The organism is Dactylosporangium sp. NPDC000244 (assembly GCF_040300725.1).
GTDB lineage: Bacteria > Actinomycetota > Actinomycetes > Mycobacteriales > Micromonosporaceae > Dactylosporangium.
On sequence record NZ_JBEPEH010000013.1, the window covers coordinates 1 to 13,483 of the forward strand.

11 protein-coding genes and 1 pseudogene are annotated in these 13,483 nt (G+C 73.0%); 1 reads left to right on the plus strand and 11 read right to left on the minus strand.

Annotated elements, in window-relative coordinates:
• Together ABT369_RS19500 and ABT369_RS19505 are read right to left on the minus strand one after the other, a co-directional pair.
• Positions 1–266 (minus strand): annotated as a pseudogene (locus ABT369_RS19500) (hypothetical protein); the annotation flags it as partial.
• A 71-nt stretch (positions 267–337) separates the two neighbouring features.
• Positions 338–3,919 (minus strand): BTAD domain-containing putative transcriptional regulator, encoded by a 3,582-nt coding sequence (locus ABT369_RS19505; protein WP_350613693.1) that lies wholly within the window; start codon positions 3,917–3,919, stop codon positions 338–340.
• A 372-nt stretch (positions 3,920–4,291) separates the two neighbouring features.
• Here ABT369_RS19505 and ABT369_RS19510 point away from each other — a divergent pair, with 372 nt between their 5' ends.
• The gene (locus ABT369_RS19510; protein ID WP_350613695.1) at positions 4,292–4,696 is read left to right on the plus strand and encodes a winged helix-turn-helix domain-containing protein; all 405 of its coding nucleotides are present in this window, start codon (positions 4,292–4,294) and stop codon (positions 4,694–4,696) included.
• Positions 4,697–4,909: 213 nt separating this feature from the next.
• On the opposite strand, the gene ABT369_RS19515 is transcribed toward ABT369_RS19510, so the two are convergent.
• From ABT369_RS19515 to ABT369_RS19555, 9 genes are all read right to left on the minus strand, one after another.
• A complete protein-coding gene (locus ABT369_RS19515; protein ID WP_350613697.1) occupies positions 4,910–5,368 on the minus strand; it encodes a DUF4262 domain-containing protein in 459 nt (152 codons plus the stop codon).
• Between the two features lie 173 nt (positions 5,369–5,541).
• Positions 5,542–5,970 (minus strand): hypothetical protein, encoded by a 429-nt coding sequence (locus tag ABT369_RS19520; RefSeq protein ID WP_350613698.1) that lies wholly within the window; start codon positions 5,968–5,970, stop codon positions 5,542–5,544.
• A 181-nt stretch (positions 5,971–6,151) separates the two neighbouring features.
• Positions 6,152–7,747: a VWA domain-containing protein gene (locus tag ABT369_RS19525; RefSeq protein ID WP_350613700.1), complete on the minus strand. Its 1,596-nt coding sequence runs from the start codon at positions 7,745–7,747 to the stop codon at positions 6,152–6,154.
• Between the two features lie 31 nt (positions 7,748–7,778).
• Positions 7,779–8,924 (minus strand): AAA family ATPase, encoded by a 1,146-nt coding sequence (locus tag ABT369_RS19530; protein WP_350613702.1) that lies wholly within the window; start codon positions 8,922–8,924, stop codon positions 7,779–7,781.
• 271 nt (positions 8,925–9,195) lie between these two features.
• Entirely contained in the window at positions 9,196–10,164 is a 969-nt protein-coding gene (locus ABT369_RS19535; protein WP_350613703.1) for a hypothetical protein, read from the minus strand.
• On the minus strand, positions 10,161–10,598 hold the full coding sequence (locus ABT369_RS19540) for a hypothetical protein (protein WP_350613704.1): 438 nt from the start codon (positions 10,596–10,598) through the stop codon (positions 10,161–10,163). Before ABT369_RS19540 ends, ABT369_RS19535 begins: the two co-directional genes overlap by 4 nt.
• Positions 10,595–11,047: a hypothetical protein gene (locus ABT369_RS19545; RefSeq protein ID WP_350613705.1), complete on the minus strand. Its 453-nt coding sequence runs from the start codon at positions 11,045–11,047 to the stop codon at positions 10,595–10,597. Before ABT369_RS19545 ends, ABT369_RS19540 begins: the two co-directional genes overlap by 4 nt.
• A gap of 168 nt (positions 11,048–11,215) precedes the next feature.
• Positions 11,216–12,280, minus strand: a complete 1,065-nt coding sequence (locus ABT369_RS19550) for a M23 family metallopeptidase (RefSeq protein WP_350613706.1) — start codon at positions 12,278–12,280, stop codon at positions 11,216–11,218.
• Positions 12,281–12,567: 287 nt separating this feature from the next.
• Positions 12,568–13,410: a hypothetical protein gene (locus ABT369_RS19555; protein WP_350613707.1), complete on the minus strand. Its 843-nt coding sequence runs from the start codon at positions 13,408–13,410 to the stop codon at positions 12,568–12,570.
• Positions 13,411–13,483: the final 73 nt, after the last annotated feature.

The following is a 13,483-nucleotide window of genomic DNA, read 5'->3' on the forward strand; positions in this document are numbered from 1 at the left end:
CGGCGCACGTCGGCGTTCGCGAGCACGACGATGCCGCCGAGCTCCAACGCCCCGACCGCGGGAATCGCCCAGATCAGCGGAATGCCCAGCGCCTCCACCGCGCCGGACACCTGCCCGGCCAGGGCGACGAGCAGCACCACGACATAGAACAGCTGCCGCATGTACGACGTCCGCTTGACGGTCTTCTGCAGATCGGCGTCGAGCTGGTTGATACCCGGCACGGGCTGTGGGACCTCGAGGTCGGACCAGCCAGGTGTTACGTGCACGGAGTCTGCTGTGGACGCACCTGTGGACAAGCTTGTGGATAGAGAGTGGCTGGCTGTGGATAGTGAGGCGTTCACGCAGCCTCCTTCCGCGGCGGCCGGATCCCGCCATCTGGGCCGGGTTGCGCGAGCAGTTGCTGGACGAGGGCGTTGGTCTGCTGGCTGGGTGTGGCGTCGACGTCGTGGAGGCGTTCGGTCAGGGTGTGGTGCAGGGTGCGGATGGCGGTGGTGTCGCCCAGGGCGGCATGGTGGCGCATCGCGGCCCGGTACAGGGCTTCGTCGTGCGGGTGGTGGCGTAGTGCGGTGCCGAGCACGGTGAGGGCTTCGGCGGGCTGGTTGCGCAGGGCGTCGGCGAGGGTGGCTGCGGCGCTGGCGGCTTGGCGGCGGATGTCTTCCCGATATGGTTCGGCCCATTCGTAGGTGGTGGTATCGGCGAGTGAGCCGGTGTAGGCGTCGACCGCCCGGTGCAGCGCAGCGGTCCGGACGACCGGGTCTGTCGCTGTGGCGGCGTCGGTCAGGGCGTCGTGCATGTTCCAGAGGTCGACGTCGAACGCGTCGCGGTTGAGTCCGTAGCGTTTGGCGACGAGGTCGATGTAGGTGCGTCGGTGCTCTGGTGGGGTCAGGTGGGTGAGGACGCGGCGGAGGTTGGAGACGTAGGTGTGCAGGCGGTGTCCGGCTTTGGAGAACGGCGCGTCGGGGAGCAGGTCTTCGATGATGGCGTCCTGGGACGCGGCGCCGCCTCGGGCGATCAGGTAGACGAGCAGCTCGAGCGCTTTGGCTCGCAGCGGTTCTTTCGGTGGCGGCCCGTCGGCGATGCGCGGCGTGCCGAGCACCGTGACCCGGATCGGTGCCAGCGGCGTATCGGCGGTGCCGGCCGCCGAGGCCGATGCTGCCTCGTCCTGGTGCGGTGGCCCGGCCTCGGCATCGTCGATTGCTGGTGACGATGGTGCGGTCGCCGACGCAGGGGCGGGGATTACCGACGTTTCAGGTGCCAGCGCTGCCAGCGCGTGCAGGTCGACTGGCGCCCCTGCATCGATCGGATCGTGGCGTGTTCGGATCGTGCTGGGACGGGTGTCGCTCGCAGCGGCCTCGGCGAGTTCGTCGTGCTGTCCGGTCGTCTCGTCGTCCGTGGTTGTGGTCCCGGACCGCGTTGCTGTGGCCAACTGGGTGAGGACGTGTTCGGCGGTTGCGATCGGCAGCAGGTTCGTGTGGGCGTCGAGCCATGCGGTGAGTTCGTGGGGATCGCCGTCGGTGTGGGTGATGGCGCCGGCGGCCGTGATGTGGATGGTGGTGCCGACGGTCCAGGGCCCGAGGAAGACGGCTCGGATGCCGAGAGGCCGCCCCTGGATCAGCAGCGCCGCCCAGCGAGCGTGATCCGCTGCGTGCGGGGTGGCGCTGAGCAGGACCAGCGGTGCCGCCCCAGCAGCGCCGCAGATGGCCGCCAGCTGGTCCTGGTCCAGCTCGCTGTGCTCGCCGGGATGCAGGGGTCCGTCGCGGTCATCGGGTATCGGCTCGGTGGTGGTGGTGGTGCGGGCGCGCTGCAGCAGGGCTTCCTCTGCTGTGGTGAGCAGCGTGGCATGGTCGTGAGCGATCTCCACGCCTGTCAGCGCCGGCGGCTTTGTATCGGCACTCGAGCCAAGCAGCATGCCGAGATCCGCCGCGGCGATCAGCGTTCGCTGAGCGGCACCGTCGAGGCTGGCCGCGGCTGTGGCGGTGATCAGGACGGCGCGGGCGACGGCATGCGCTCCGGGGCCGATCAAGCCGAGGCCCGCACGCTCCCATCCCGTCGTCGTGGCCGGGTGCTGTGCCGTGCTGTGGCAGGTGACCGGTGGTGTCGGTTCGGCGCCGTGCGGCCTGGCAGTGTTCGGCTCAAGGGTGTGCAGCGCGGTGGTGGTGCTGACCTCGGTGTGCACGTTTGCTGGAGGCTCGGGGCGCAGATCGCTGCGGCCGTCGGGTGCGTCGTTGGGCTCGCTGGTGCTCTGGTCGGCGCCTCCGGTGTGGCTGATGGAGCGGCTAGGTGAGCGGCGATGGTCGCTGGCTACGGGGCGTTGTGGGGCGTCGGGTGCGGCGATGACGGGCTGCGGGTGTGTGTGGGCCGCGGCGGGGGGCCCGGGGTGAGGGGACGTTCCCGGGGCGGGTAGGGACGTCGATGCTGGCTGTTCTCGTGGTTGTGTGGCGTGCAGCAGGACGGCAGCGGTCGCGGCGGCGCCGAGGGTCGCCGCGCCGGCGGCGACGAGGCTGTGCGACAGCCAGGCCGGTAGGGCCGGATCGTCGGCGCTGGGGTCGACGGGGGTCTGCACGGTCGTGGGTGCGGCCGCTGGTGGCGCGGCGGTCTGCGGGGTGGTGTGGCTTGTTTGCGGTGGTTGGTCCAGGTCGGTCGGGCCGGGTGTCAGCGGCTGCCGGTCGGGGGTCGTGTCGGGTAGACGCAGTCGCCAGCCGGGCTCGAGCAGGTCGGGGTCCGTCAGCCGCAGGCCGTCCGGCTGCGGTGTGCCGCGGTTGAGCGCATACAGCTCCGGCCAGCGTTGCGAGTCACCGAGGTGCTGCCGGGCGATGCCGGACAGGGTGTCACCGTCGCGCACGACGTAGGTCTGCGCTGGCGCTGCAGGAGCCGACCCGCCCAGCACGATCTGCTGCTCGGCATCGCCTTCGTCCGGCGGCGCCGCGGCCAAGGCAACGTCCTGCATTCCGGCAGCGTCATGCCATGGCACGTCGAGCGTGTCAGGCCAGCGTTCCAGGTGCCGCCACGTACCTGTCGACCCAGGCGGATCGGTTACGGCCGCGGTGGCCGGTGCTGCTGTCGCCGCCCATCCGCCGCCGGTCGGCCCTGGCGGGATGATCGAGGCGGCGTTCCCGCTGGTGGGTGGCCATAGGCCGACCAGCAGGGTGATCAGCCGTTGTTCGGCTGCACGCATGCGGGCGAGGAGGGCCTGCCGGTCGTGCTGAGCTGTGGTGTCTGCCGCGTCTGGAAGGGTGAGCAGGTCGGCGAGGAGGCTGCGGTCGTGCAGTTGCGCCGCGGCGTGGGCGGCGCATGCGGAGCCGCCGGTAGTCAGCGGTTCCGCGGCCGCGGCGATCCGTGTCGTGAGCCCGTCGACGGCTGTTACTGCGGCGTGGGCTGCCGAGCCGTGCCATTCCAGGCCGGCGGCGAGGGCACGGGTGTCAGTGGCAAGGTCGGTGAGGGTCGCGCCGATCGCGGCGACGTCGGCGCCGGACTGGAAGCGCGCGAACGGTCCGGTGAGCGCCTCGGCGAGACTGAGCGGACCGGCGGCACCGGCCTCGGGCACCGCGGCCGGGGTTGCGACGGCGGGAACTGTCTCGGCCGTGCCGGGGGCAGGCGGAGCGTCGTCGGTGCCGCCGCCCTGTTGGGACAGCATGCGGACCGCGGCGTCGTCGGCCAGCCGGTACCCCGCGGCCGCGGTCCGGGTCGCGGCGGCCCAGGCCTGGATCTGCGCCGCCGTCAGGTCCAGGTGCTGGCCCCAGCCGTGCGCCCACGCTGCGGCGACCCGCAGCGACGGCAGGACCGAGGGGTCGGACCAGGTCGTGGTCGCCGCGCCCAGGCTGGTCGCGGCGTGCTGCAGGGCGGAGGCCGTGTCGAGGCCGGCGGCGGCTTGGCGGGTAAGGACGTCCGGGTCGACGTCGACGGTGGTGTTGTCGGTCATCTGCTGCTCCCCCGTGGAGTACACCAATCGAGTTGATCGACGAAATTCACTGTGACGGAGTGGCCGACGGCGGCGCCAGACCCTTCCGTAGCCTGTGGAGAAGTCTTCGCATTCTTCGCAAATCGGCACCGCACCCAGGCCTGCACGCTTCGATGACCCGAGGGCCCGAGCGCACGGCGCGGCGTCGCCGAGCTCGCCGGCCACCCAGGCGCGGAGCCATGCGGGGCGACCGACCCGAGGGGGCGCTGACGCCTACCAGGCAGCCGGCGACCCGTTACTCATGGCCAGTGACGGACGCTGCCCGATCGAGCGCCACCGAAGTGACGTACGGCGTCCTCGACTATAGGGCCTTGTGGCCCTATAGTCGGTTGGGTGGCCTTCTCCGGGTTCCAGCAGATCGGGCACGTCACGGTCGCGGCGATGCTGCGGCAGGAGATCTTCGACGGCCGGCTCGCGCCCGGTGCCGAACTGCCGGCCGAGGCGGACCTTGCGTTTCGGTTCGGGTGTGGCCGGGACACGGTCCGCGCCGCGCTGCAGGTGCTGCGCCGGGAGTTGCTGATCGTCTCGGCGCGGGGGTACCGGTCCCGGATCGCGCCGGTGGCCAACCGGAGGCCGGTGGTGCTGGCGGCAGGTGCCGCGGTGGTCGCGCGGATGCCGTACGAGTTCGAACTGGCGGGGCTGCGCTGCCGGGCGGAGATGCCACTGCTGGAGGTATCTGTGCCGGACGGTGCGGTGGCGCTGCATCCGGCTGATGAGGTCACGCTCGTCTGCCCCTGACTGGACCACGCTGTCCCGGACCGCTGCCCAAGGGCTGAAACACGAAAAGGGCCATGTCTTGTCGTGTTCGACCGCCCGTGACGAGCGGTCGGCCGGGCGGAGCGACGTGCGCGACGTGCGGGTCGGCCGTACTGGCCCGCACGTCGCTGCTGGTCCGCCGTGGACAGGCGGGTGATCCCCCGGAACGGTCGGGCCGTGTCGGCTCGCCGCGGGCTATGGCCTGTCGAGCAGGGGCTGGATGTAGAGGTCCGCGCGGTAGCCGGCGTCCCAGGGCAGGTTGCCGTGCGGGTCGGGCCAGACGATCTGCTGCAGCTGGACCCGGTCGGCGCCGTACCGGGCAACGGCAGCGCCAGCACTGATCTGGCCGACGGAAGTGCCGTTGATGATGACGGCGTCGAGGCCGTCGATCAGATCATGGATGCGGCTGCCGTCGGCGATGGGGCCGGTGTCAGCGACCCGGGTGGCCATGTCGTTGAGCAGCACGTGGGCGGTGTGAGGCGGCAATCCGGTGATGACGAGTTCCGGTGCGGCCTTGGCGGTGAGACCGACGGTGTAGGCGTAGGGCACGGCGGTGTCCGGGTCCGCGTCGGTGGGCAGGATGTGCATCACCGCCCATCCGACGCGGTCGATGATCTCGTTCTGGCGCTGGATCAGCTCGTTGAGGCTGGGCATGAATGTCGCTCCCTGGGTCGATTCGGCTCGACGGGGCACCGGCTGGTGAAACGTCGAGCCGGGTTGTCGCTGGTGGGGCCGCTGGTCGGCGCAGCGGACGCGAAGGCGCCCGGACGCATCGCCCGTCGAGCGGGGCTGATGCGTCCGGGCGCGGTTCGTGCCGGGTGTGGGGTTCAGGCGGCGAGTGCTGCGCCGGGAATCCGTTGCGGCAGGTGGCTGGTGCCCCATCGGCCAGGCGTGGCGGTGGTGGTGCGGTTGAACCAGCCGGTGAACCGGCCGGTGTTCCGGCTGGGGACGGTGGCGCGGCCGACGACGGCCGGTGCGCGGGGCGGCGTGACGTGGTCGGGCTGCGGCCGGTGCGGCGGTGTGGCCGGCTGGCGGGCGGCGTGGAGTGTGCGCTGGGCGTGTATGGCGGGTTCGCACGGGCCGCGCTGGCCGGCGCAGCGCAGGTTGGTGCAGTCGCCGGCCGGTCCGCGCTGGTGCTCCACGGCGACGTCGAACGCCATCCGCCACAGCATGACGTCCACGACGTCCGTGGGGACGGGGACGTGGTCCGATGGGCGGGTGCGGGGCTGGGTCGCGGTGACAAGCAGGGCGGGCATGGGCGTCGGCTCCCCGGTGTCGCGAACGGATCTTGGATGTCCGCGATGCCGCACCATCAGCACGTGTCGCGCCGCCGAGGCCGGCCCGCAGGCACAGCCATCGACGCTCGACTTTCCCCGTGGGGTCAAGTCGCAGTCCTGCCTGTCGGTGGCCGGGCCGGGTCGCGCCTGTTCTGGTGTGTCAGCTGTGGTGGAGGGCGGTGACGGCCGCGTCGGCGATCACCGTGATCGCCTCGGCCGGGTCGGTGACCGCGACGGTGGTGGTGTCCGGGTAGGTCACGGCCCATGCCGTGTCGGCGTGGTGCAGCCACAGGACGGCGCAGCCGGCACGGTGCAGGGTGGCGAGGAGGCGCCGGGTGGCGTGGTGTTCGTCGTGGGAGAAGTGGCCGTCGGAGACGACGGCGAGCATCCGGACGGTGCCGCGCCGGCGGAGGTCGAGCAGCTGGTCGGCGAGTTTGACGGCGTCGGTGAAGCGTTCGTAGCCGTCGGTGGCCTGCATCTGGTGGACGCGGGCGGGTCGCTGGCCGGGCGGGACGAGCAGGGTGACGGACTCGCCGAAGGCGATGGTGGTGACGGTGGCGTCGGTGCGGCGGGCGGCGTTGCCGAGGATCCAGGCGGCCGAGGACATCGGCTCGGCGAAGGCGGTCATCGAGCCGGAGACGTCGACGAGCACGGCGAGGCCCAGGGTCGGCTTGTGCGGGGGCAGGACGGCGCGTTGCTGCCAGGGCCGGGCGGTGGGCAGTTGCCCGGCGGCGCGCTGGGCGTCGGCGGTGATCGCGGCGCGGGCGCGCAGCCGGCCCGGCGGGATCGGCGAGGGCCGGGCCGTCACCTCCAGGCTGGTGGTGCGGGCGCGGCGCAGCCGGGCGGCGAGGACCCGGGCGGCGTGCTGTTCGCCTGGGGTGGGGTCGCGCAGCGTCCAGGTCGCGGGTGCGGTGTGCCGGTCGGCGATCCATGCGGCGGGGGTGAGCCCGGCCTGGGCGGCGAGGAACCCGCCGAGGGCTGCGGCGAGCGTGCCGGGGAACACGCCGGTATCCGGTTCGGGGGCGAGCGGCTGGCTGGTCGGGTCTATGCCGAGGACGTGGCACCACTGCCAGGCGAGGTCGATCATGGTGGTGGCGTCGGTGTCGTCGACGGTGTGGGCCTGCCGCCAGATGGCGCGCAGGTGCTGGTAGCGGGGGCGGCCGAGAATGTGCTGGACGGCGGCGCGGACGGGTTTGACGTCCTTGGCGGTGAGGATGCGGGCGTCGGCGCGGGCGAGGAGCAGCCCGGCCAGGTAGGCGGCGTGCCAGAGGTCGTCGACGGGGGTGTCGTCGGGGTGGAGCAGTGTTCGGGTGGTGTGGCGCAGCCAGCGGCGGTCGCCGCGGCGGCGGGTCCGCTGGCGGCCTTCGGCGCGGGACTCCTCGAGGAGGTCCGCCACGGTCGCGACGATCGGTGGGGTGCCCGGCGGGGCGGTCCAGTGGCTGTGGGCGGCGTGGGCGGCTTCGTGGACGAGGAGTCCGTAGGCGGTGGCGACGATCTGCTTGTGGCGGGCGCGGCGCGGGTCGGTGGTGTCGGGGTCGCCGATGTGGGCGGCGTCGACCTCGGCGCGGCCGAGGGCCGGGTAGAAGCAGGCGGGTGCGCCGCCGCCCGCGCCGGGTGCGACGACCACGGTGAGGCCGGTGCGGCCGGTGAGGGTGGCGAACGCTCGGGTCCAGGCCCGGTCCCAGAGGATCCAGTCGGGGTCGGGCGCGGTGCCGGAGCTCCCGGCGGGGTGCAGGTGCGTGGCAGGGTTCGGCATGACGCGGATGCCTTTCTTCCGTTGGGTGGGGTTAGCGCTGCGGGCCGAGGGCGAGCGGCGTGACGGTGGTGCCGAACGCGGTGGACAGCGCGTCGATGACGGCGGGACGGTCGTCGTCCGGGGCGCGGCCGGCGAGGTTGGCGATGGCCGCGGCGTCGCCGAGGGCTTTGCGGACGCGGGCGAAGCCGAGCATTTCCCGCAGCTGCGGGGCCCAGGTGACGCGGCCGGCGTCCAGGGCGTCGTTGAGGGCGATCCCGGCGTCGATGGCCGGTGCGGGCACGCCGAGTCGTTTGACGAGGGCCCAGTCGGTGCTCACTTCGATGTGGACGTCGAAGCGGGAGGCGAGGGCGTCGCTGAGGACGGCGCCGTGGACGCCGGGGTTGTGCGCGGCGATGACGTAGAACCCGTCGACGGCCTCGACGCGTTCGTTGCGGTAGCTGGGGATGTGCAGCACCCGCCGGCCGTCCATGGCCGGGTAGAGCACGGCGAGGACGCGCGGCGGGATGAGGGTGGCGTCGTCGATCAGCAGCGGCCGGCCCTGCCGCATCGCCTGGACGGCCGGGCCGTACGCAAACTCGTAGCCGCCCTCAGGCAGCGGGATGAACGTGCCGAGGAGGTCCTCCACGACGGTGTCGCCGGTGCCCGTCACGGTGAGCAGGTCGGGGAACGCGGCCTCGATCACGGCGGTCTTGCCGGTGCCGGGCGGCCCGTAGAGCAGCACGGCGATGTGCTTGGCGCGCAGGCGGCGCAGCACATCGACGTCGGCGGCACCGGCCAGGCTGCGCGGAAAATACCGCTCGCCGTTCGGGCGCAGGATCGGGCCGCGCCGTGCGGACCGCCCCGATCCGCCGCCGCCTGTGGGCGGACCGGCCGGTGCGGCGGGAAGTGTCCCGGCGGCGTCGATCCCGGCCTGGGTGATCCGGAACCGGTGGTGCGGGTCCCGGGTGTGGGTGGCGTGGCCGGCGGCGGCGAGGCGTTTGAGGACCTCGAACACGGCGCCTTTGGACGGCGCGTCGATGGCGGTGGTCAGGTCGCCGACCTTGAAGGTGTCCTCGGGGTGGTCGGCCAGGAACAGGGCGACCTTGCGGTGCAGGTATCCCGGCCGGCGGCCGGGCGGCGGCTCTTCCTCGGCGGCGGGGCCGGTGGAGCTCGCGGGCGGTTCGGGTGCTGTGGTCATGGTGGCCTCGTTCGGGTCAGGCCCGCGCGCCCGTCTCCGGGCGCGCGGGCGGATGCGATGTCCGCGCGTGGGAGACAGGGGCTTGCCAGCCCGGTCCCGCCGCGTGGCAGGAGGGGGCAGGTGGCTGCCCGGAACGTTTGAGATGTGTGCGCACGCCGGTGACGTCGTCACCGGGCACGCGTTGTCGTCGCCGCCGGCCCCGCGGTGCCGCAATGCGGTCGCGCTCGAGGTCCCGGTCGTGTCGGCCGCGGTCCGGAGGGGCGAGTGCCGGTCAGCAGCGCGGCTGGGATTCGGCTCCTGGCTGGGGTGGCCACGGCCGTGGGTGCGATTGCCAGCCGAGATCCAGGTGCGAACCTTCCCAGGAGCCGCAGACTGTGCACCGGGTCGTACGGTCGTAGCGGTATACGGCCGTCGGCGGGTGTTCGCTGGAGCGGGTCTCGTCGACCGCGCCGCAGATGCGGCAGCGGTCGAGGTTGCCGTGCGGGCCGCCGGAGCCGAAGACCGCCTCGGGTTCCGTAGCACGGACCGGCAACGGTTCGGCCGTCCAGGTCAACTCGGGGTGGGAGACCCGGCACCAGCCGGCGGCGCCGGTGCGCAGCTCGGTGCGGTCACCGAGGGCGCCGACCAGCCACGTCCCGGCGCTGCCGGTCTCGACGCTGAACCCGGTGGTGGTGTGGCTGCCGCGGATGTCGGCGATGAGCCGGGTCACGACGGCCGGCAGGAACCGGGCGACGACGCCGCCGTGCTCGCGGTAGCCGGGACAGGTCTGGCCGGGATAGCTCCCGAGCCCGGCCGCGGTGAGCTGCGCCGCGCGCCAGGCCGCGCCGTGCGGGACGTCACCGCAGTCGCGGATGGCGCAGGTGGTGATGGCGAGCAGTCCGGCCGGGTCGACGTCGATAATGCACCAGACGTGCCCGGCGTGCGCACCACGGCGCAGCACGTCGCGCAGCGGCTCGCCGGTCAGCGGCGACCGTGCCCGCAGCGGCAGCCGCAGCAGCGAGCCAGGTGGACGCGTGGTGCCCGGTGCGGCTCCGAACTGCGGGTCCTCGTCGATGTGGACGGCGCCGGCGGGCGGTGTGGCGTGCAGCGGTGGGGTGCCGTTGCCGCCGAGCACCGGATGAGGGTTGTCGTGCAGGATGAGGGCCGGCGCTGGTCTGCCTGGCTGGTTGGTGGTGCGGATGAGGGCGTGCTCGGCGTGCAGCAGTACGGCACGCAGGCGGAACCATAGGCGGCGCGTCACGGATGTTCCTCGCGCTGCTCGTCGGCGAGGTCGCCAGGGGTCGCCGGGCCGGCACCGGTGATGTCGAAGTCGCTGTACGAGTCGACGGCCTCGACGGTGTTCAGGATGCTATCGATGGCCTCGCGGGCGGCGTCGTCCGCGCCGTCGGCGTCGTGGGCGGGGACGATCACGGTCACCGCGAGCTGGAGGCGCACCGTCCAGAACCGGCGCAGTGGCGGCATGCCGAGGGCGGTGAGGATCTCATCGACGACGTCGGGGTCGAGGTTCCCGGCGGCGACGCCGTGGTGGAGGCGCTGACGGATCTGCTGGCGCTCGAGGGCGAGGGCCGCGAGCTCGGCCTCGGCCTGTTCGGCTCGCTGCCGCCAATAGCACGGGGCCGGCGCGGGTGTGGCCAGGCAGCCAGCCGGGTCGGCGGGCGGGGTCGCGGTGGTCACGGTGTCACCTCGGCGCCGGATGATCCGGGATCGGCGAACGTGTGGGTCGCGGCGGGCGCGTCGTGGTCGTCGGCCGTCAGGACCGTGAGGGTGTTCGCCTGCGGGTCGAGCAGGTAGATCCACTGGCCGTTGAGGTGTTCGATCCGGTCGGCGGGGACGGTGAGGGGCGGGTTGGCCGGGTTGGCTTCGATGGCCATGCCGACGCCGGTGATGGCGGTGTCGCCGTCGAGGAACGTGGCGTCAGCGGTCACGTCGGCGCCGAGATAGGCCCAGGTGCAGCGCAGCAGGGCGGTGACGGTGGCGGCGGTGTCGCCGCCGAAAGTGTCCTGCTGGATGGCGGTGATGGCCGGCACCATGACGTCCGGGTCGGCGTCGAGGTGCACGTATCGCAGGTGCAGCAGTGTCGGGTCGTTGGCGTCGGCACAGCCGACGTAGCCTCGGGTTCCCATGTCGCGGGTACTCCTTGCAGTGGTTGGCCGGCGGATGCGCCGGCACGGATCGGGTTTGGCAGCGGGCACTGCGCGCTGGCGTGTCGGTGCGTGCACCGACGGACGGCTAGCGCGCAGCGGATGAATGGCCGGCCGGTTGCTGCGACGCACCGGGCCGCGTCATGTCGGCTAGCGGCCGAGGGGCGCGCCGACGGTGACCATGAACGGCACGGGGTCGACGGCGGTGCCCGAGCTGTCGTCGTGGCTGCCGTCGGCGGTCCGGTGGACCTCGTAGTGCAGGTGGGGTCCGGACGAGTGGCCGGTGCTGCCGACAATGCCGATAACCTGCCCGGCGGCGACGGGTTGGCCTTCGGCGACGGCGGCCCGGGTCTGCATGTGGCAGTAGCGGGTGACGATGCCGCCGGGGTGGTCGATGTCGACGTACCAGCCGCACCCGCGGGTCAGGGTGGGGTCGCCGTCGCGGTCGCAGCCCCACGGTTGCCCGGTGCGGGTGTCGGTGGCGTTGCAGCGCACGCGGCTGACGGTTCCGGCTGCGGCGGCGTGGATGGGGGTGCCGCGGTCGGTGATGAGGTCGACGCCGTCGTGGCCGGGCCGGTCCGTGGTACGGAAGCCGGAGCCGATGTGGGCGTGGACGGGCTGGGTCCAGCCGCTGCCTGCGACCGTCGTGGTGCAGGCGGCGAGGCCGGTGACGTGTTCCACGATGGTGGTGGCGTCGGGTTCCCATATGGCGTAGGCGTCGGGGTAGGCGCTGCGCTGGACGGCCTGGGCGGCGTCAGTGAGCGGCATCGTCTGCCAGCCGTCGACGGTGACGAGCCGCTCGTAGAACTTCCCGGCGGCGTAGCCGGGATCGAGGAGTTGTGCTGGGGTGCCCCAGCCTTGCGACGGCCGTTGCTGGAACAGCCCGACCGAGTCGCGGTCGCCGTGGTCGAGGTTGCGCAGGTTCGACTCCTGCATGGCGGTGGCCACGGCGATCACCCACGCCCGCGCCGGGAGCCCCCGCGTTGCCCCGGTGGTGATGATCGCGGCGGCGTTGCCGACTTGGATGCCGTCCCAGTCCCCGATCGGCGGGTAGGTTCCGGCCGCCGTCTGCGTCCCTGCGCCCGGTGACGTGGTGCCGGTCGGCGCGCAGCCGGTGGCTGCCCCGTGGACGAACACGGCGCCGGCCAGGCCTGCGCAGACGACGATGACGGCACAGACCAGACCGGCGCACAGGACGAGCACCCGGCCGGTCACTGCCGCTCCAGCGGGTGCGCCGGTCCTGCGGTGCCCGCTTGGCGAGCGCGGAGGCCGGGATGTGTCGCGGTCGTGCTGGCAGTGGATGTGGGGTGACGCATGAGGAGGTTGTCCTTCCCGGAGCGGCGGGTGAGGCCACGGCGCTGCGGCGCCTCAAGTAGGGGTCGCAGTGGCGAAGGGTCCGCTGCCCGAATCCGCTGAGGCGCGCGGATGGCGCCGCGTGCAACGGCCGTCGCAGGGCGGCCGGTCGTGCCGGGTGGTGTTCGCCTGATGCGGCACCCGGGTGATCAGGAGTCGAGCGGGTGCCGGCTGATCGGGTCGCCGTCGCCGGTGTGGACGGTGACGGTGTCCTCACCTGGGTCGAGCAGGTATATCCAGGCGGCGTCGAGTTCGCCGGCGGTGGCGAGCGGGACGACAGTGACCGGTTCGGGCTTGGCGTCGTGGATGCGCCCTATCCCGGCGACCACCCGCGAACCTCCGGTGGTGGCGGGGTCGAGGTGATGCCAGTCGTGCGCGAGCAGCACGGCCGTGAGCCGGGTGCTGTCGCGGCTGGTCGCGGCCCAGATCCGCCGGAGGGTCGGCAGCATGACGTGCGGGTGGCCGCCCCGTGCAACGCCGCGGACGTGGGCCAGATGTGGCCGGTCCGGGTCGGCGGTGCCGATGAGGCAGTTGCTGTCGACGTATCGGCTCGTCCGCAGGACCTGCCCGTGCCGGGGGACGGTGGGGCGGGCATCGGGTGCGGCGAGTTGGGTGGCGGTGCGGGCGGCGTGGACGGCGTCGGCGAGGGTCGCCTGGTAGGCCACCGTGCCGCCGGCGGTGCGCAGGACGGTGTCGGTGCCGGCCGCAGGGTCGGTGATCCCGATGGCCCAGCCGCGCCCGGCGTGCGGGGCGACGAGCTGAGCGTGGGCGGTGCCGGCCGGCGGGGTGAGGATCAGCAGGTACATGGTCCGGTCCGGCGACGGCGCGGCGTGGGTGGTCCAGCCGGCGGGGAGCAGCTCCGCGGCAAGGCCGGCCGAGGCGATGGCGACCTCGCGGGTCTCGGCGAGGATGCGATCCTGCCGGGCAGCGGCGTCCGAGCAGGTGCGCTGGGCGCCGGTGCGGTTGTTGATGGTTGCGGGTGGGATCGGCATGGCCGGTGTGCTCCTTCGGTGTCGGGCATGTGGGCGTGGCCGGGCATAGGCACGGCGGCGACCGCGGCGCCGG

Bases quoted from the DNA above. Each gene is read 5' to 3' on its own strand.
- ABT369_RS19505 (WP_350613693.1), bottom strand. From the start codon at position 3,919: ATGACCGACAACACCACCGTCGACGTCGACCCGGACGTCCTTACCCGC.
- ABT369_RS19515 (WP_350613697.1), bottom strand. From the start codon at position 5,368: ATGCCCAGCCTCAACGAGCTGATCCAGCGCCAGAACGAGATCATCGAC.
- ABT369_RS19520 (WP_350613698.1), bottom strand. From the start codon at position 5,970: ATGCCCGCCCTGCTTGTCACCGCGACCCAGCCCCGCACCCGCCCATCG.
- ABT369_RS19525 (WP_350613700.1), bottom strand. From the start codon at position 7,747: ATGCCGAACCCTGCCACGCACCTGCACCCCGCCGGGAGCTCCGGCACC.
- ABT369_RS19530 (WP_350613702.1), bottom strand. From the start codon at position 8,924: ATGACCACAGCACCCGAACCGCCCGCGAGCTCCACCGGCCCCGCCGCC.
- ABT369_RS19545 (WP_350613705.1), bottom strand. From the start codon at position 11,047: ATGGGAACCCGAGGCTACGTCGGCTGTGCCGACGCCAACGACCCGACA.
- ABT369_RS19555 (WP_350613707.1), bottom strand. From the start codon at position 13,410: ATGCCGATCCCACCCGCAACCATCAACAACCGCACCGGCGCCCAGCGC.